Raw genomic sequence first — 17,269 nt, forward strand, 5'->3', positions numbered from 1 at the left:
CGTCGGTCCGGTCGATCCAGCGGTGCATCAGGTCCGCTCCGGCGGCGTCGCCAGGACGACGGCCAGGTTGCCCTCGCCGGCGGCGGTGACCACCGCCACCGGGCCCTCGCCCTCGGCGAGCGCGCCGGCCACCTGCAGCACCGGCTCCAGCGAGCCGGCGCCGGCCTCGACCCGGGTCGCCCCCGTGCCGAGCGCGGCGCTCACGGCGGCGGCCACCGGGGAGTCGTCCACCACCGCGACGGTGCGGTGCGGCCGTCCCTCGGGCAGCCCCAGTTCGGTCAGCAGCGCCGCGATCCGCCCGCGCAGCCGGTCCGCCGCGCCGGCGGCCGCCCGGGGAGGCAGGAAGAGGCTGCGGGCGGCGCAGCGGCCGTAGCCGCGCACGCCCCGGGCCCGGAGCCGGTCGGCGGGCTCCAGCACCAGGGCGACGGCCCCGCGCTCGGAGGTCCGCGCGCCCGGGTCCCCCTCGGGCAGCGCCTCCTCGGTGGCGCCGGCCAGCAGCCAGGAGGCCCGGCCGAGGCCGACCGCCCGGCTGCCCGCCTCGATGGCCTCCAGGCCGGCCACCCGCGGCGAGGTGAGGGTGAGGTTGAAGCCCTTGAGCGCGTGCTCGGTGGCCAGCCGGCTGCCGAACAGGTTGATCGAGAAGTACGGCGCGGTGGCCGGGTTGAGCATCCGCGCGCCCTCGGCGACCACGGTCGCGTCGATCGCGGTGTGCACCGCCACGGCCGCGCTGTTGGTGCCGACCGCGGCGCCGCGCCGCTCCTCCTGCTGCTCGGGCTCGCCCGCGTCGGCCAGCGCCTGCCGGGTGGCCGCGAGCAGGTACTGGGTGGCGCTGGGCAGGTACTTGTAGCCGCGCGGCCCGAGCCGCTCGCGGTGGTCGAACCACGGTTCGGGGCCGGCCTCGCGCGGGCCGTGCGCGGCCTCGCCCGCCCGGTCGGACCACGGGGTGACGACCCCGATGCCGGAGACCATCAGATCGGTGCTCATACCCCCGCCTCCTTCAGCACCAGGGACACGTTGTTGCCGCCGAAGGCGTAGGCGTTGACCAGGGCGTAGCGGCCGGTCAGCGGCGTGGCCGCGGTGGGCAGGAACACCTTGCACTCCGGGTCCTGCTCGCCCAGCGCCATGTTGGGCGGCACCGTGCGGCGGTAGAGGATCTGGACGGCCGCGACGAGGGCCAGCGCGGCGGCGGCGCCGCCGGTGTGCCCGAGCAGGGCCTTGAGGCTGTACACCGGCAGCCGGTCCGGGGTGGCGCCCAGCACCTCGCCGAGCACCTGGCTCTCCACCAGGTCGTTCAGTTCGGTGCCGGTGCCGTGCGGCACCACGCAGCCGACCTGGTCCGGGGTCGCGCCCGCCGCCGCCAGCGCCTCGCGCATCGCGCGGGTGATCTGGGTGCCGGTGGGCTCGGGCGCGGTGGCGTGGTAGGCGTCGCAGCTCCAGCCGACGCCCGCCAGCTGGGCGTACACCCGCCGGGCCTGCCGGGTACGGGCGTGCACCGCGGACTCCAGGACGACCATCCCGGCGCCCTCGCCGAACAGGGTGCCCTTGCGGTGCCGGTCGAACGGGCGGCAGCGTTCGGGGTCGATCGCGCTCAGGCGGTTGAAGCAGGCCAGGGCGACCCGGGAGTAGGCCTCGGCGCCGCCGGCCACCACGACGTCGGCCTCGCCGGAGCGGATCAGGTCGGCGGCGAGCGAGAGGCCGAAGCCGCTGGCGGCGCAGGCGTTGCTGACGCTGGAGTTGGCGCCCTCGGCGCCGAACCAGGAGCCGACCGCCGAGGCCACCGAGAAGACCGGGGACCAGCGGTCGGACTCGGGCCGCCCGTCGGTGCGCCACTGCTCGTGCAGGCCGGAGTCGCCCATCCCGGTGCCGATGACCACGGCGACCCGGTGCGGCGGCACGTCGCTCAGGCCCGCGTCGGCCACCGCCTGGCGGGCGGCCTCGATCGCCAGCCTGGAGCCGAGGCCGAGCCGCAGGTCGCCGTAGCGCTCGGGCCCGGTCGGCACCGCGTCGCCGGGCACCGCGTACATCAGCGGCAGCTTCATCTGCGCGTACGGGTCGGGGACCGTGGTCGGGGTGCTCCGCGCCGCGGTCAGGCCCTCCCAGAAGGCGTCCACTCCGGTGCCCAGGTGGGAGACCACTCCCACGCCGGTGATCAGCACGTCGTTCATCAGGTCCTCTCGCCTCGTGCGTGGGCTCGTACCTGCCGAAGATCACTACGGAGTTTTTGCGTGCGAATCCGGTGATCCGGTCGTCCGACTCGATATCTCCGGCTCGATATCTCCGGCTCGACCGAGGAATCCGCCAGGGAATCGAAATGATCCTCCGGGGTGGCTTCACCGTATTCAGCGGCGGCCGGGGCGTTCAACGCGCAGTCAAGTTGCTGCCAGCGCGGGTGAACGGACGCACTCAACCGATTGGCAGCTTCTGGCCATGCGGGCCGCGCGGGTTGTTAGGGCGGCCCGGGAACCTCCTCGGGAACCGACCCGGAACCGCCCCGAGAACCATCCAGGAAACGCCCAGGAACCGCTCGGGAAATGCCGAATGGCGTGCACCGGTGACCGGTACACGCCATTCAACACGTCCCTGCGGAACGCCGTCCACCGAAGCGTCAGAATGCGGCCTCGGGCAGTTCCATCAGGGACAGGTCGCTCCCTTCCGCGAGCCGCCGCCACACCGGGAGCACGGGCAGCACGGTACGGGTGAAGAAGCCGGCCACCGCCACCTTGCCCTGGTAGAACGGGCGGTCCCGGTCCGAGGCGGCGGGCAGGCGCTCCAGGGCCACCGCGGCCTGGCGCAGCAGCAGGTAGCCCACCATCACCTCCCCGGTGGCGAGCAGCAGCGCGGTGGTGTGCTGGCCCACCCGGTACAGCTCCCGGCCGTCCTCGCCGGCGCCGGAGAGCTGGGCCAGCAGCGCGCCGAGCATCCCCTCCAGGGCGTCCAGGGCCGTGGCCAGCCGGTCGCGGCCGGCGGCCAGTCGCTCGCCGCCGTGGGCGTCGGCCAGGAACTGCCGGATCTCCCCGGTCAGCCGCCCGAAGGCGACGCCGTTGTCCCGGACGACCTTCCGGAAGAAGTAGTCCAGGCCCTGGATCGCCGTCGTCCCCTCGTACAGGCTGTCGATCTTGGCGTCGCGGATGTACTGCTCGATCGGGTAGTCCTGGAGGTAGCCGGAGCCGCCGATGGTCTGCAGGCTGTGGGTCAGCTGCTGGAAGCAGCGCTCGGAGCCGAAGCCCTTGACCACCGGGAGCAGCAGGTCGGCCAGCCCCTGGGCGGCCGGATCCGACGCGCCCCGGTGCCCGGCCTCGACGACCCGGTCCTGCAGGCCGGCCGTGTACAGCACCAGGGCGCGCAGGCCCTCGGCGTAGGCCTTCTGGGTCATCAGCGACTGCCGCACGTCGGGGTGCCGGGTGATCGGCACCCGGGGCGAGGACTTGTCGGTCATCGCGGTGAGGTCCGGGCCCTGGACCCGGTCGCGGGCGTACTCCAGGGCGTTGAGGTAGCCGGTGGAGAGGGTGGCCATCGCCTTGGTGCCGACGAACATCCGGGCGAACTCGATGATCGTGAACATCTGCCGGATGCCGTCGTGCCGGTCACCGAGCAGCCAGCCGCGGGCCGGCCGGTCCACCCCGAAGGTCAACTCGCAGGTGGTGGAGGCCTTCAGGCCCATCTTGTGCTCGACGTTGGTGGCGAAGACGCCGTTGCGCTCGCCGAGTTCACCGCTCTCCCAGTCGAAGTCGTACTTCGGCACCAGGAAGAGCGACAGACCCTTCGTACCGGGCCCGGCCCCCTCGGGACGCGCCAGCACGAAGTGCACGATGTTCTCGGCGAGGTCGTGCTCACCGCCGGTGATGAACCGCTTCACCCCGCTCAGCTCCCAGGAGCCGTCCTCCCGCCGGCGGGCGGTGGTCCGGGCGGCGCCGACGTCGCTGCCGGCGTCCGGCTCGGTCAGCACCATGGTGGCGCCCCAGCGCCGCTCCACCATGTGCCGGGCCAGCCGGTGCTGCTCCGCCGTGCCCAGGCGCTGGACCACGGAGGCGAAGGACGGGAAGCCGCAGTACATCCACACCGCCGGGTGGGCGCCCAGCAGCAGCTCGCCCACCGCCCAGAACAGCGAGGGCGGGCACGGCGTCCCGCCGAGCTCCTCCGCCATGCCCAGGCGCCACCACTCGGAGTCCAGGAAGGCCTGGTAGGAGCGGCGCAGGCCCTCCGGCACGGTGACCGTACGGGTGGCCGGGTCGAAGACCGGAGGCCTGCGGTCCGACTCCGCCCAGGAGTCGGCCAGCGGGCCGGCCGCCAGGCGCCGCACCTCGCCGAGCACGCCCCGCGCGGTCTCGGCGTCCAGCTCGGCGAACTTCCCCGTCCCGTAGAGCTGTCGGGAGTCGAGCACTTCGAAGAGGTTGAACTCCAGGTCGCGGAGGTTGGACTTGTAGTGCCCCATCTGGGCCTCCGAACTGTCGGGCGCTGCCCCGCAACGCCGCTGGTGGGGGTGGTGGTTCAGGACCCGGCGCCGACCGGCGCGCTCACGGGGGCCCGCAGGCCGGCGGGGCTCCGGTGCGGCACCGGCCGCGGTGCCAGCATCCCCATCTCCGCCGCCAGCATTCCGGCCCGGAACCGCGACTTCGTCCCCAGCGACTCCAGGATCTCGGCGACATGGCGGCGGTAGGTGCGCACCGAGATCCGCAGTTCGCGGGCTGCCTTCTCGTCGGTCGCCCCGGCGAGCAGGCGGGCCAGCACCTGGCCGGTGATCTCGGCGAGCTCGTACTCGGGCGGCCGGGTCCGCACGCGCGCGGCGCCGGCCGACTGCCAGACGTTGTCGAACAGCGCGCCCAGCGCGTCGATCACCACCGCCGAGCGGACCACCGAGGCGTCCGCGCCGACCGCGGTGCGCACCACCGACACGCGCCGGTCCACGATCACCGCCTCCAGCGAGGGGATCCGGGCCGGCCGTACCTCGATCGGCCAGTCACCCGCCAACTCGGCGGCGACGAAGTCGTGTTGCATCCCCGCGTGGGTACAGAGCATGCGCACCGACACCGTCCGGTCCAGCGCCGCCAGCAGCGACCTGAGGTCGGCGCACAGCTCCTTGGTGCGGCGCGGGCTCGCCGACAGCACGATGTCCACCGACGCCCGGGCGCCGCTGATGACGGTGACGATGGCCTCGCGCACCGGGCCGACGCCGGGCTCCACCAGCTCGACCGGACGGCTGCGCTGCGCCCACGTCCGGTACCGATGGGCCGCCGTGTCGATGAGCATCCGCACGTTGCTCAGCGCGGCGTCGAGCTCCGCCTCGCCGGCCCCGACCAGGCCGCGCAACTCGGCCGCCTCCGGCACCGGTTCGAGCACCCCTGAGTCACGCTCCATAGCCACCCCCTGTGGATCGTCCCTGCACTGCCACGCCCGGCGGCACGCACCGCCACCGGGAGCCGTTCCGCCCGGCGCCGGAGTACGGCGCCGACGCCCGGATTCCTGCGCCCGACCCCGGAGCCCTACGCCGACGTCGAGACGAGCCCGAGTTCGACCGCCCGGGCGCCGGCCTGGAACCGGGATCCGGCGTCGAGTTCCCGCATGATCTCGGCCACGTACCGCCGGTAGGTCCGCAGCGACAGCCGGAGGACCCGGGCCGCGACCTCGTCCGTCTGGCCGGCCCGCAGGCATTCGAGGATCCGCAGACCGGTCTGGCTGCGCGCCCGGCTGTCCGGGCCGGGCCGGTCGGCGTACCGCAGGGCGCCGGCCCACGCCACCGCGTAGAGCGAGGTGAGCGCGCCGACCACGGCCGCGTCCCGGACCACCGAGACCCGGCGCTCGCCCGCGCCGCTGCCCGACCAGACCAGGGCGGCCGAGGAGTCGAGCACCACCGCCTCGCGCAGGGCCGACTCGGTGACCCGCAGCTCGCAGCGGTCCGCCGCGCGCACGGCCTCCCGCACCGGGCCCCGGCCGACCGACCGCGGATCGCAGAGCACCCGCAGCGTCGCCGGCTCCACCGCGGCCACCCGCCGGCCGGCCAGCGCCACCCGCATCAGTTCGCCCGCCGCGCCGGTGTCCGGGACGGAGACGCTGACCTGCCGGACGCCGCCGCCCACCATGGTGGCCAGCGCCGCCTCCAGCGCGGGCTGGTCCTCGATCGCCAGCGCCCGCCCCGAGGACGGGCCGCGGCGCTGGAAGGACTCCACCGAGTCGAGCAGTTCGCGCGCCCGGGAGAGGGTCAGGGCCAGCTCGGCCTCCTCCGCCTGCACCGCGCCCGACCGGCCGACCGCCGCGCCGCTCCCCTCCTGCCGCTCCCACCGTGCTCCGGCGAGGCCATCCGATCCGCTGCTCGCCGGTACGTAATCCACTGCCCGTCTCCCCACTCGGACGGCCCCCACGACGGCGGGCGATCCCTGCTTGCCTGAACACCTCGGCCGACGGGCCGGGCTGACCGCCTTCCGGCCGGTCGACTCGCAACGGTTGAAAGTGAAATGACATTCGGAACAGCTTCGATCGCATCCTCGGGGCCGGCGCACGTCCGGTCACCACCCGAACGGCCCGAACCGCAAACGAGCCACCCCGGGGCGAAGCGGGCTCCATCTCCCCATAAACGCCCAGCACGCGCAAGACCGTGGCAACTTCTTGCCAGTCCACGTTCAGGGGCCTCGACAGGGAACCGAATTCGCCTCGGCACGAAGCGACATGACGGCAGGTCAGGAGCTGCGTGACATGCTCGCGACCGGCGCGCGCCCTGCCCGCGCGCGGGACACTCAAACCCCCCAGAAGAGGGGGGTTCTGCCGCCCCCGACGCCCCCGTAGCGTCGGCTCCGCCACGGAAGGCGCCGCTCCGGACCCGAAGGCTTCACCAACCGGCCAACCGGGTTGCTCCGAGCGTCACTTCCCGTACCTTCGCAAGATCTTGACGTTGTGTGAGTTTCGAGATCCACTTGGCTCGCGTCGCATCGGGCTGCCTGGAGGGTCTCATTGGGGTCAGGGCTGCAGCGGGCCAGGCGGTTCATGCTCCTGGCCACCGGCCTGTACCGGGCCAGCCACCTGATCGGCGGCCTGGCCGCGGCCGTGGCCGGCGGGACGGGCCTCCTGCTGTTCGGGGCCGCCCTGGCGAGCAGCGCGGCGCTGTACCTGCCGGCCTACCGGCGCGGCCGCCTCGACCGCGCCGCGCTCTGGGCCGACGTCGTGTCGGCCGGCTGCCTCGTCCCGTTCCTCGCCCTGGCCACCCACAGCGCACCCGTCGCCCAACCGGGCACCTGGGTCATGCTGCTCGGCAGTTCGGCCTGCGCCGCCGCGTCGGCCGGGCTGGCGGGGCGCGAGGCGGTGGGCGCGGTCGGCCTGGTGGTCGCCGTGCACACGGCCTGCTGCCTGCGGACCGGTGAGCTGCGCCCGCTGGGCGGGCACCTGGTCTCGCTGCTCTCCTCCGCGCTGATGGCGTACGTCCTGTGGCACTACCTGCGCCGCCAGGGCGTCCTGCTGGACGAGGCGCGGGAGCGCGCCGTCCGGGCCGAGGCCGCCCGGGCCCGCCGCGCCGAACGGATCGCCCAGCACCGGGCCCTGCACGACACCGTCCTGGCCACCCTGACCGCCGTCGCCCAGCAGCGGGTCGACCCGACCCGCGCGGAGTTCCGGGAGCGCTGCGCCCGGGAGGCCTCCTACCTGCGGCGGCTGATCCAGCGCGCGGACGAGGAGGACGGGCCGGAGGGGCCGGACGGCGAGGTCGCGGCCGGCGCGGCGCTGGAACAGGCGGTGACCGCCGCCGAGGGCATCGGCCTGACCGTCCACGCCCGGTACCACGGGCTCCCCACCCTGCCCGGCCCGGTGGCCCGCTCGCTGGCCGCCGCCGTGACCGAGGCGCTGAACAACGTCCGCCACCACGCCGGCACGTCGACCGCCCACCTGACCGCCACCGGGCGCGGGCACGGCATCGCCGTCACCGTGGTCGACGACGGCCGCGGCTTCGACCCCGCGCTCCTGCCCGCCGACGGCACCGGCCTGCGGCGCTCGATCCACGCCCGGATGGCGGAGATCGGCGGCACCGCCGCCGTCGACAGCGCCCCCGGCGAGGGGACCCTGGTGGAGCTGAGGTGGCCGGAGTGAGCACCGCGCCCGACCACCCGACAGCCGGCCACCCGAAAACCGGCCCCCCGACACCCGGCCACCCGATCGGCGTCGCGGCCGTGGACGACGACCGGATGCTGCTGGACGGCCTGTGCTCCTGGCTGGAACGGGTGCCGCAGCTGCGCCTGCTCGCCGCCGCCCCGACCGTCGACGACCTGCTCGCCGGGCCCGGCCGGCGGGCGGACGTGGTGCTGCTCGACCTGCTCCTGCGGGACGGCTCGGTGCCCGCCTCCAACGTCGCCCGGCTGTGCGCGGCCGGCCCCCGGGTGCTGGTGATCAGCACCCAGGCCGCGCCCGCCGCCGTGGCCGACACCGTCGCCGCCGGCGCGGCGGGCTACCTGACCAAGGACCACGCCCTGGACCGGCTGGTGGAGGCGGTCACCGAGGTCGCCGCCGGCCGCGCCGTGCACTCCCCCGAACTGGCCTTCGCGCTGGCCCACGACGACCGGCCGGACCGCCCCCGGCTGACGCCCCGCGAACTCCAGGTGCTGCTCGACTACGCCTCGGGCCTGACCCTCAAGGCGACCGCCCGGCGGGCCGGGATCAGCCCGCAGACCGCCAAGTGGTACCTCGACCAGGTCAAGGACAAGTACCGGCGGGCCGGGCGGCCGACCTTCACCAAGCTCGACCTCGCGTCCCGGGTCCGCGAGGACGGTCTGGAGCGGTAACGGGCCCGGCGCCGCCGCGCGCCGGTTAGCATGGCTCAGGCCTCGGCAACGCGCCGAAGTCGCCTTCGCCACAAGGTTCGTGACACTGTCGCGGACGGGCGGGTCGGACACCGTGAGGGGGGCTCGCGTGGGATCGCCCGTCCGGAGCGCGCCTGGTCGTCGTGCGCCGTCGCGCGCGCTGCTGCCCCCGCCGCCGCGCAGGTGGCTCGGGCTGGTGGCGGCCCTCGCCGCGCTGGTGGTCCTGGTGCTCGGCGTCCGGTACGCGGGCGAGGGCGAGCCCGGCACGGTGGACGACCGGATCGGCACGGCGCTGTACGGGCCGGGGGCGCCCTGGCGGTCCGTCGCCCACGCCCTGGACGCCCTGGGGGAACCGGTGGGCGCGACGGCCCTGGTGGCGACGGCCGTGGCGGGCTGCCTGCTGCTCCGACGGCCGCGCGCGGCGGTGTTCACGGTAACCGGCGTCGCCCTGGCCGTGGGGGCGGCGACGCTGCTCAAGCACCTGGCGGGGCGCACCATCCACGGGGACGGGAACCTGTCCTACCCGAGCGGGCACACCGCCTTCCTCACCGCGTTCGCCCTCACCGTGGCGGTGCTCGCCACGAACCACCGGGGCAGCGGGCGCCCGCTCCTGCTCGGCGCGGCGCTGCTGGCCGGCGCCGTCATGGGCTGGGCGCAGGTGGTGCTGGGCGCGCACTACCCGACCGACGTGCTCGGCGGCTGGTGCACCGCGCTGGCGGTGGTGCCGGCGACCGCGTGGCTGGTCGACCGCACGGCCGACCGGCTCACCGGCGCCGGCACCGACACCGACACCGGCGCCGACACCGACACCGACACCCACCGCCGGCAGCCCCGCTGACGCCGGGTCACGCGAAGCGCCGGAACACCGGCTTCACCGGCCGCCCGCCCAGCCAGGGCGCGGGGTCGGCGGCGTCCAGCGCCTTCCGGTACACGGCGCACGCCCGGCCCACCGCCTCGACGGTGTGGTCGATGTCGGCGTCGTCGAGCGCGCTGCTCACCACGAACGAGGGCGCCAGCACGCCGCCGGCCAGGAGTTGGCGCAGGAACAGGGTGCGGTACTCCTGCGACGGCCGCCCGTGCTCGTCCAGGGTGGCGAAGACCAGGTTGCTGGCCCGGCCCCGGACCAGGACGTGGTCGGCGACGCCCATGCCCGCGGCGGCCTCGCGCACGCCCGCGGCCAGCCGCTCGCCGAGGGCGTGCAGCCGGGCGGTGACGCCCTCCTCGGCGTAGGTGGCCTGCACGGCCATCGCGGCGGCGAGCGCGTGCGTCTCCGCGCCGTGCGTGGTGGACAGCAGGAACACCCGCTCGCCGGGGTGGCGCAGCCCGCCCCGCTCCATCAGTTCGCGGCGCCCGGCCAGCGCGGAGACGGCGAAGCCGTTGCCGAGCGCCTTGCCGAAGGTGGAGAGGTCGGGGGTGACGCCGTACAGGCCCTGGGCGCCGGCCTCGGACCAGCGCAGGCCGGTGATCATCTCGTCGAAGACCAGCACGCAGCCGTGCCGGTCGGCCAGCGCGCGCAGGCCGGCGAGGTAGCCGGGCGGGGGTTCGGTGTGGCCGGCGGGTTCGAGGACCAGGCAGGCGATCTCGCCCCGGTGGCGGGTGAGCAGTTCCTCCGTCGCCGCCAGGTCCCCGTACGGGAACGCCACGGTGAGCTCGCTGATCGCGTCCGGGATGCCGGCGGACATCGGCGTGGTGCCGATGAACCAGTCGTCGACGGAGAAGAACGGGTGGTCGCGGCAGACGGCCACCCGGGCGCGGCCGGTGGCGGCGCGGGCCAGGCGCACCGCGGCGGTGGTGACGTCGGAGCCGTTCTTGGCGAACTTCACCATCTCGGCGGTCGGCACGGTGGCGAGGAAGCGCTCGGCGGCCCGCACCTCGACGATGGACGGCCGGGCGAAGTTGCCGCCGCGGTCGATCTCCCGCCGGACGGCCTCCAGTACCCGCGGGTGGGCGTGGCCGAGGCTGACCGAGCGCAGGCCGGAGCCGTACTCGACGTAGCGGTTGCCGTCGACGTCCCACACGTGGGCGCCGCGGCCGTGGCTGATGACCGGGGCCAGGCCCTCGGGGTACTGGTCGTCGCCCTTGGCGTAGGTGTGCGCGCCGCCGGGGATCAGGGCGTGCAGCCGCTCGTTCGCCGCCCGGGACTCGGGCAGCTGGAAGTCGTCAACGGCCATGGGGCTCACTTCTCCTTGGGGGCCAGGGCCTCGGCGAGGCACGGTGCCTTCCGGTCCCGCTCGGACATCGACACGGGCGGCAGCGGCCAGGGGATGGCGAGCTCCGGGTCGTCGAAGGCGATCGTCACGTCCTCGGCCGGGTCGTGCGGGCGGTCGATCCGGTACGAGACGTCGGCGTCGGTCAGCGCCTGGAAGCCGTGCGCGCAGCCCGCCGGGATGTACACGCTGGCCTGGGTCCCGCCGGAGAGCCGGAAGACGGCCGTGTTGCGGAAGGTCGGCGAGTGCGGCCGCAGGTCCACCACGACGTCGAAGACCTCCCCGTGCGAGCAGCGCACCAGCTTGGCCTCGCCGGCGCCGGAGCGCAGGTGCAGGCCGCGCAGCACGCCGCGCACCGAGCGGGAGAGGCTGTGCTGGACGAAGGCGTCGGGGTCGATGCCCACCGAGCGGAGCACCTCGGCGTCGAAGGTGCGGCAGAAGAAGCCGCGCTCGTCGGCGTACGGCGTCGGTTCGAACAGGTAGGCGCCGGCGATCGCCGGGACTTCGGTCACCTTCATGAGGGCTCCTCGGGGAGGACGGCCGCGGTCAGGGCGGCGAACTGGTGGTCGAGGTGCCGGGCGGCGGCCAGGTTCCGCTCGGCGAGGATCTGCCGCAGCTCGGCGGCGTGCTTCTCCAGCTCCCGGAACTGCTCGATCAGCCGCTCGGCGTCGACCTCGCGCGCCGGGTGGCAGTACGCGTCCAGCCCCATCCGGGCCATCAGCGCGTCGCTCTTCGCCGCGTAGCTCAGGGCGAGCGTCGGGGTGCCGGTCTTCAGCGCGCAGACCAGGTTGTGGTACCTGGTGGCCACCACCGCGTCGGCGGCGGCCGTCTCGGCCATCAGCTCGGCCAGCGAGGCGGCCGGGGAGGCGGTGACCAGCGGGGAGCCGACCGCCTCGATGATCGCGGCGACCACCGCCGCGTCGGCCCCGTCGCCGGTGAGCAGCCGCACCGGCCGGCCGTCCTCGGCCAGCGCGCGGACGAAGCGGGTCGTCCCGTCCAGGTAGCGGCGGTGGATCTCCCCTGCCCGGGCGCGGTCGTCGTTGCCGCCGTGGAAGTCCATGACGCCGACGCAGACCTGACCGCCCGGGGAATCGGGCGCAGGGGGCGTCGGCAGCGCGAAGGCGAGGTCCGGGTGGACTTCGTCCCGGGAGACGTCCACGCCCATCCCCCGCATCGCCTCGCGGGACAGCTCGTCCCGGTAGGAGCGGTACGCGGCCAGCCGGGCCGAGCGGCGCACCAGGGCCCGGGTGGCCCGGTCGCGGATCGGGGCGGCGCCGACGCCGACCAGCGCCACCCTGGTGCCGAGCAGCCGGCCGGAGGCGCAGAGCAGGAACAGCGCGTACGGGAAGCCCCAGGGCCGCAGCGGCAGGGTGGCCTCCAGGACGCCCATGCCGGGGACGATCACCACGTCGTGCCGGCGCACCCAGGCGGCGGTGCGCACGGCGTCGACGAGCTTGCCCAGGCCCTTGCCGAGGACGGCTCCGGCCCGGTTGGCCGTCCGGTACTCCCCGCGGTACCAGTGCAGCCGGGTGGCGGGGATCCGGTAGCGGGCCGTGACGGTCTCGGGGCCGCCGCAGAGCGCGTCCACGACGGCCCGCGGATGTGCGGTGCGCAGGTAGCCGAGTACCGCCTCCAGCGAGCCGTCGTTGCCGAGGTTGCCGGCGCCGAGCAGGCCGAACACCCCGACGCGCAACGGGGGTCGGGACCTCGCCGTCATGCCCGCCGCCCCTCGCGCCCGGCCACCAGGTCGTCGACGGAGACGGTGAGCGCGGCCGGATCGACCGGGGCGCGGTCCTCGACCCGCTCGCCGGCGCCCGGGCGCAGCCGGCTGGTCATCCAGGCGGCCAGGTGGCGGCGGCAGGCGCTGCGGTCGGCCGGGGACAGCGGCGCCCGCCGGATCGCCGAGGCGAAGCCCCAGACGTACTCGGCGAGCAGCCGGGGCGTCGGGTGCAGCGGGCCGGCCCGGCGCGGGTCCAGGTTGACGCAGCGGGAGCGCTTGGAGGGGTTGGCCCGCTCGGCGCGGGTGGGGTGGTCGCGGCGGAAGTACAGCAGCTCCGGCACCTGGTGGAAGGGCCCGTGCAGGGTGAGCTCGGCGACGAAGGTGCGGTCGGCGTGGTGGTAGCTGTCGTGCGGCTTGACCCGGCGCAGCACGTCGGCCCGCAGCACGCCGTAGAAGTCGTCGCCGCCGGGCTCGAACAGCAGGCTGCGGAAGCGCTCCGGCGCGGACGGCGAGCCGGTGGCGAGCCCGTACGCGTAGGGGACCTTGACCCGGCCGGTCCCGTCGATGACGGCCTGGTCGGAGTGGGCGAGGATCACCTCCGGCCGCTCGTCCAGCGCCTGCACGCAGCGCTTCAGCAGGTCCCGGGCGTACAGGTCGTCGTGGGAGGCCCACTTGAAGAGTTCGCCGCGGCACTGGGTGAAGACGAAGTTGTGGTTCGGCGCGGCGCCGATGTTGCGCGGCAGCCGCAGGTAGCGGATGCGCGGGTCCTTCGCGGCGTAGTCGCGGCAGATGTCCTCGGTGCTGTCGGTCGAGGCGTTGTCGGAGATGACCAGCTCGAACTCCGCGTAGGTCTGGCCGAGCAGGGCGTCGAGGGATTCGGCGAGGTACTCCTGGCCGTTGTAGACGGGCAGCCCGATGCTCAACCGGGGTACGGCGGTCATGGCGTCCTCACTTCGGAGTGTCCGGGGACGGGATCACGGTGGTGCTCGCGCAGGGCGGCGCGCAGGTGCAGCCACCAGAGGGCCGAGCCGCAGGCCGTGGCGGAGGCGACGCCCCAGGCGGAGCCGACGGTGCCGGCCAGGGCGGCCCCGCCGAGGCCGCCGCCCAGGTAGCAGGCGGAGGCGAAGAGTTGGCAGCGCAGGCTGCGGCGGGCGGCGGCGAGCGCGCGCAGACCGGCCGCCGCGCCGCTGCCGAGGCCGGCGCCGGCGACGCCGAGGGTGGCGGGCACGATGAGCCGCGAGGCGTCGTGCCAGACGTCGCCGAGGACGAGCTCGCCGAGCCGGTCCGGCATCAGCAGCAGGGCCGAGCCCCAGAGCAGGGCGGCGCCGGCCTGACCGCCGCCCAGCAGGAAGCAGAACCGGCCGAGCCGCTCGGGGGTCCGCCGCAGGACCCGGGCCGCCTCGGCGACGGTGACCAGGGACAGCCCCATCAGCAGGGCCAGGAACGGGCCCTGCAGGAGCTCGGCGCCCCGCACGGCGCCGACCGCGCCGACCCCGGCGATCGCGCCGAGGCCGTACGCCCGCAGCTGGCCGGCGCCGCTGAGGCTGACGTTCTCGACCAGGTACCGGGAGCCGAGGTCGCGCTGCTCGCGCAGCCAGCCGCGGGCCCGGGTGACCCGGGGCCGGATGCCGGACTGGAGGAAGCCGTACCCGGCCGCCGCCGCGGCGGCGGCGCCCCAGGCCAGCACGAAGGCGGCCACGGTGCCCACCCGCGCCGCCACGACCATGGCCGGGACGAGCGCGACGCCCTGCACCAGGTCGTTGGCGAAGGCCTTGTGCCCGGTGCCGGCCGCGAAGAACGCGAACCGCCGGGCGTCCTGGAGCAGCAGCGCCGGCAGGGCGAGGCCGAGGCCGGCGAACGCGGGCCCGACGTCGCCGCCGAGGCCGAACCCGACCAGCAGGCAGCCGGCGCCGAGGGCGGTGCCGACGGCGAGCGCGGTGCCGGACGAGCGGGCCGCGGCCGCGCGCCAGGCCTCCTGCGGCACGCCGCTGAACCGCACCATGAGCGGGTCGGTGGCCAGCCCGCGGGAGACGTTGAGCACCACGCCGTAGGTCAGCCAGGCCAGGCTGAACACGCCGAAGGCGTGCACCCCCAGCTCCCGGGCGACGTAGATGCCCACCGCGAAGTTGATCATGCTGGTGACCGCCTGGTCGGCCAGCCCCCAGGACACCCGGCCGAGCACGCCCCGCCGGGCGCCGGGCTCCTGCCCGGGCGCCTGCGCCGGCGGCCCGGCGCCGGCCGTCGTCCGCGCCCCCTCGGTGGCCATCCGCGTCACGCCTTGATCAGCCCGGCGCCCTCCAGGGCGCCGGCCGCGACGGCGACCGCGTCGAAGGGCAGCCCGGAGCGCTCGGCGACGTCCAGCAGGTCGGCCGTGCCGTCCGACATGCTCAGCACCCAGAGCATCGCCAGCTGGGCCTGCCCCGCGTCGGCGTGGCCGCCCAGCGACTCGTACAGCCCGCGCCGGCCCAACTGCGGTTCGCCGTAAGGGCTGAGGTTGACGTAGCGCCGGTTGCGGTCGAGGACGGCGAAGGCCTCGCGGCAGACCGCGAGGGTGTCCGCCAGCGCCTCGGGCGCGACGAAGTCCAGGTCGTCCGCCGAGGTGTGGTACTCGGGGTACCGGCCGTTCGGGGTCCGGCTGAGCGAGCCGACGCCCAGGTTGAACCCGGGCGAGCAGTACTGCCGCTCGTCGTAGCCGTACGGGGTGAACTCGTCGATCCGGTGCGGGCGTTCGGAGGCGGCCAGGACGTACCCCAGCACCCGGTCGATCTCCGCGTCGCCGCGACGGCTCCGCTTGTACGTCAGCGGGCCGCGGTCGCCGGCGCAGGCCAGCACCAGCCCGTGCTTGACCCGCTCGATCCGCTCCGCGTTGCGGGCCAGCCAGGTGATCGCCCCGATGGTGCCGGGCGCGAAAACGAACCGGTAGGTGTACCAGGGCGAGCGCTGCGCGAGCTCCCGGGCCAGGAACACGGCCACCGCGACGCCGGCCATGTTGTCGTTGGCCAGCGCCGGGTGGCAGACGTGGCAGGAGACGATCACCTCGTCGGCGACCTGCCCGGGCACCACGTGCTCGGCGTAGCTGAGGTGGCCGTCGGCGAGCGTGGAGTCCACGCGCACCTCGTAGTCGCCCTCCGGCAGGGCGTCCAGGGTCTCCTGGGACAGGCAGAAGCCCCAGTCCGGCCGGTAGTAGCTGGTGCGGTACGGCACCCAGGTCGGGTGGTCCGGCAGGGTGTGCAGGTGCGGGCGCAGCTCGCTCAGCGGCATGGTCGCCGCGACGGGCACGCTGTAGCCGAGCACGTGCAGGGCGGACGCGGCGAGGTCGACGACCCGTTTCCCGGCGGCGTCGGCGACGTACGCGTCCCGGACGTTCCACTCCTGCGGCACCGTCCAGTCGAGCACCTGCGTGCCGGTCGGCACCTCGTGCCGCTGGAGCGGCAGGTACTCGCCGACGATGTCCAGGGTGGCGCGCACACCGTCGCCGGTGATGCTCCGGCAGAGCGGGTACAGCCGCTCCACCAGGGCGTGCATCTCCTCGCCGACGCCGCTCACCCGCGCCGCCGCAGGGTCTCGTCGACGGTGCCGGCCCCGGCGGCCCGGCGCAGCACGGCCAGCCGGGTGAAGCTCTGCTCGAAGCTCTCCCGGGTGAGCCCGAACCGCCGGTAGGCGTCGGCGAGTTCGAGCGCGCCCTGCTTGACCGTCCACTCGCATGCGAAGCCGGGCAGCGCCTCGCGGAACCGGGAGAAGTCCACCCGGTAGGAGCGCGGGTCGGCGCCGCTCTCCCCGGTGATCCGCACCTTCGCGCCGTCCACCGCCTCGGCGACCTGCTCGGCGATCTCGGCGACGGTGACGTTGTTGACCTCGCTGCCGATGTTGAACGCCCGGTCGTGCACCGCCTCCCGGGGGGCGACCAGCGCGGCCGCGAAGGCCCGGGCGATGTCGGCGGCGTGCACCAGCGGGCGCCACGGGGTGCCGTCGGAGAGCACCAGCACCTCGCCGGACAGCAGCGCGTGGCCCACCAGGTTGTTCAGCACGATGTCGGCGCGCAGCCGGGGCGAGTAGCCGAAGGCGGTGGCGTTGCGCAGGTACACCGGGGTGAAGTCGCCGTCCGCCAGGGCGTGCAGGTCGTCCTCCACCCGCACCTTGGACTCGGCGTACGGCGTGACCGGGCGCAGCGGGGCGTCCTCGGTCACCAGGTCGTCGCCGCCGGCGGCGCCGTAGACGGAGCAGGTGGAGGCGTACAGGAAGCGCTTCACCCCGGCGTCGCGGGCCAGCCGGGCCAGCCGGACGGAGGCGTGGTGGTTGATGTCGTAGGTGAGGTCCGGCGCCAGCGAGCCCAGCGGGTCGTTGGAGAGCGCGGCCAGGTGGATCACGGCGTCCACCCCGGCCACGTGCTCGGCCGTGACGTCGCGCAGGTCCACCCGCGGCCCCGGCGGGTCCGCGGGCGCCGGGCCGAGGACGCAGTCGGCGAACAGGCCGGCGTCCAGCCCGACGACCTCGTGCCCGGCGGCCGCGAGGACCGGGGCCATCACGGTGCCCAGGTAGCCCTGGTGTCCGGTCAGCAGTACGCGCAT

15 protein-coding genes are annotated in these 17,269 nt (G+C 75.1%); 3 read left to right on the forward strand and 12 right to left on the reverse strand.

What is annotated here, in order from left to right; genetic code table 11:
* Nucleotides 1-27 precede the first annotated feature (27 nt).
* The 5 genes from AB2U05_RS02390 to AB2U05_RS02410 all read right to left on the reverse strand — a co-directional run bounded on the left by AB2U05_RS02390 (nt 28) and on the right by AB2U05_RS02410 (nt 6,326).
* Nucleotides 28-984 (reverse strand): beta-ketoacyl synthase N-terminal-like domain-containing protein, encoded by a 957-nt coding sequence (locus AB2U05_RS02390; protein ID WP_369182265.1) that lies wholly within the window; start codon nt 982-984, stop codon nt 28-30.
* Nucleotides 981-2,165: a beta-ketoacyl synthase gene (locus tag AB2U05_RS02395; RefSeq protein ID WP_045694160.1), complete on the reverse strand. Its 1,185-nt coding sequence runs from the start codon at nt 2,163-2,165 to the stop codon at nt 981-983. The genes AB2U05_RS02390 and AB2U05_RS02395 overlap by 4 nt, the downstream gene beginning before the upstream one ends.
* Before the next feature lie 440 nt (nt 2,166-2,605).
* Nucleotides 2,606-4,432, reverse strand: a complete 1,827-nt coding sequence (locus tag AB2U05_RS02400; protein WP_045694162.1) for an acyl-CoA dehydrogenase — start codon at nt 4,430-4,432, stop codon at nt 2,606-2,608.
* A 56-nt stretch (nt 4,433-4,488) separates the two neighbouring features.
* Entirely contained in the window at nt 4,489-5,355 is an 867-nt protein-coding gene (locus AB2U05_RS02405; RefSeq protein ID WP_157882026.1) for a LuxR family transcriptional regulator, read from the reverse strand.
* A gap of 125 nt (nt 5,356-5,480) precedes the next feature.
* Nucleotides 5,481-6,326, reverse strand: coding sequence for a hypothetical protein (locus AB2U05_RS02410; protein ID WP_369182266.1), 846 nt, complete (start codon nt 6,324-6,326; stop codon nt 5,481-5,483).
* 649 nt (nt 6,327-6,975) lie between these two features.
* Between AB2U05_RS02410 and AB2U05_RS02415 the strand changes: the two genes are divergently transcribed.
* The 3 genes from AB2U05_RS02415 to AB2U05_RS02425 all read left to right on the forward strand — a co-directional run bounded on the left by AB2U05_RS02415 (nt 6,976) and on the right by AB2U05_RS02425 (nt 9,612).
* Nucleotides 6,976-8,067 carry a sensor histidine kinase gene (locus AB2U05_RS02415; RefSeq protein WP_369182267.1) on the forward strand — a complete coding sequence of 364 codons (1,092 nt, stop codon included), beginning with the start codon at nt 6,976-6,978 and terminating at the stop codon, nt 8,065-8,067.
* A complete protein-coding gene (locus AB2U05_RS02420; protein WP_369182268.1) occupies nt 8,064-8,756 on the forward strand; it encodes a response regulator in 693 nt (230 codons plus the stop codon). Before AB2U05_RS02415 ends, AB2U05_RS02420 begins: the two co-directional genes overlap by 4 nt.
* A 127-nt stretch (nt 8,757-8,883) precedes the next feature.
* The gene (locus AB2U05_RS02425; protein WP_369182269.1) at nt 8,884-9,612 is read left to right on the forward strand and encodes a phosphatase PAP2 family protein; all 729 of its coding nucleotides are present in this window, start codon (nt 8,884-8,886) and stop codon (nt 9,610-9,612) included.
* A 7-nt stretch (nt 9,613-9,619) separates the two neighbouring features.
* Here the strand turns inward: AB2U05_RS02425 and AB2U05_RS02430 are convergent, their stop codons facing one another.
* From AB2U05_RS02430 to AB2U05_RS02460, 7 genes are read right to left on the reverse strand one after another with little or no spacing between them, the layout of a single operon-like run.
* A complete protein-coding gene (locus AB2U05_RS02430) occupies nt 9,620-10,945 on the reverse strand; it encodes a glutamate-1-semialdehyde 2,1-aminomutase (RefSeq protein ID WP_045694164.1) in 1,326 nt (441 codons plus the stop codon).
* Nucleotides 10,946-10,950: 5 nt separating this feature from the next.
* Nucleotides 10,951-11,499 carry a dTDP-4-dehydrorhamnose 3,5-epimerase family protein gene (locus tag AB2U05_RS02435; protein ID WP_369182270.1) on the reverse strand — a complete coding sequence of 183 codons (549 nt, stop codon included), beginning with the start codon at nt 11,497-11,499 and terminating at the stop codon, nt 10,951-10,953.
* Nucleotides 11,496-12,698: a polysaccharide pyruvyl transferase family protein gene (locus tag AB2U05_RS02440; protein ID WP_045711377.1), complete on the reverse strand. Its 1,203-nt coding sequence runs from the start codon at nt 12,696-12,698 to the stop codon at nt 11,496-11,498. Before AB2U05_RS02440 ends, AB2U05_RS02435 begins: the two co-directional genes overlap by 4 nt.
* Nucleotides 12,695-13,642, reverse strand: coding sequence for a glycosyltransferase family 2 protein (locus AB2U05_RS02445; protein ID WP_369182271.1), 948 nt, complete (start codon nt 13,640-13,642; stop codon nt 12,695-12,697). The genes AB2U05_RS02440 and AB2U05_RS02445 overlap by 4 nt, the downstream gene beginning before the upstream one ends.
* On the reverse strand, nt 13,639-14,967 hold the full coding sequence (locus AB2U05_RS02450; protein WP_369182272.1) for a hypothetical protein: 1,329 nt from the start codon (nt 14,965-14,967) through the stop codon (nt 13,639-13,641). The genes AB2U05_RS02445 and AB2U05_RS02450 overlap by 4 nt, the downstream gene beginning before the upstream one ends.
* A 5-nt stretch (nt 14,968-14,972) precedes the next feature.
* The gene (locus AB2U05_RS02455; protein ID WP_369185879.1) at nt 14,973-16,226 is read right to left on the reverse strand and encodes a DUF4910 domain-containing protein; all 1,254 of its coding nucleotides are present in this window, start codon (nt 16,224-16,226) and stop codon (nt 14,973-14,975) included.
* Between the two features lie 17 nt (nt 16,227-16,243).
* Nucleotides 16,244-17,269: an NAD(P)-dependent oxidoreductase gene (locus tag AB2U05_RS02460; RefSeq protein ID WP_045694175.1), complete on the reverse strand. Its 1,026-nt coding sequence runs from the start codon at nt 17,267-17,269 to the stop codon at nt 16,244-16,246.

The sequence above is a fragment of the Streptomyces sp. Y1 genome, from assembly GCF_041053115.1.
Taxonomy (GTDB): domain Bacteria; phylum Actinomycetota; class Actinomycetes; order Streptomycetales; family Streptomycetaceae; genus Kitasatospora; species Kitasatospora rubellomurina.

Excerpts from the sequence above, each read along its gene's own strand:
- AB2U05_RS02450 (WP_369182272.1), bottom strand. The coding sequence starts at position 14,967 with ATGGCCACCGAGGGGGCGCGGACGACGGCCGGCGCCGGGCCGCCGGCG.
- AB2U05_RS02445 (WP_369182271.1), bottom strand. The coding sequence starts at position 13,642 with ATGACCGCCGTACCCCGGTTGAGCATCGGGCTGCCCGTCTACAACGGC.
- AB2U05_RS02440 (WP_045711377.1), bottom strand. The coding sequence starts at position 12,698 with ATGACGGCGAGGTCCCGACCCCCGTTGCGCGTCGGGGTGTTCGGCCTG.
- AB2U05_RS02400 (WP_045694162.1), bottom strand. The coding sequence starts at position 4,432 with ATGGGGCACTACAAGTCCAACCTCCGCGACCTGGAGTTCAACCTCTTC.
- AB2U05_RS02435 (WP_369182270.1), bottom strand. The coding sequence starts at position 11,499 with ATGAAGGTGACCGAAGTCCCGGCGATCGCCGGCGCCTACCTGTTCGAA.
- AB2U05_RS02395 (WP_045694160.1), bottom strand. The coding sequence starts at position 2,165 with ATGAACGACGTGCTGATCACCGGCGTGGGAGTGGTCTCCCACCTGGGC.
- AB2U05_RS02390 (WP_369182265.1), bottom strand. The coding sequence starts at position 984 with ATGAGCACCGATCTGATGGTCTCCGGCATCGGGGTCGTCACCCCGTGG.
- AB2U05_RS02460 (WP_045694175.1), bottom strand. The coding sequence starts at position 17,269 with ATGCGCGTACTGCTGACCGGACACCAGGGCTACCTGGGCACCGTGATG.
- AB2U05_RS02405 (WP_157882026.1), bottom strand. The coding sequence starts at position 5,355 with ATGGAGCGTGACTCAGGGGTGCTCGAACCGGTGCCGGAGGCGGCCGAG.
- AB2U05_RS02455 (WP_369185879.1), bottom strand. The coding sequence starts at position 16,226 with ATGCACGCCCTGGTGGAGCGGCTGTACCCGCTCTGCCGGAGCATCACC.
- AB2U05_RS02430 (WP_045694164.1), bottom strand. The coding sequence starts at position 10,945 with ATGGCCGTTGACGACTTCCAGCTGCCCGAGTCCCGGGCGGCGAACGAG.
- AB2U05_RS02415 (WP_369182267.1), top strand. The coding sequence starts at position 6,976 with ATGCTCCTGGCCACCGGCCTGTACCGGGCCAGCCACCTGATCGGCGGC.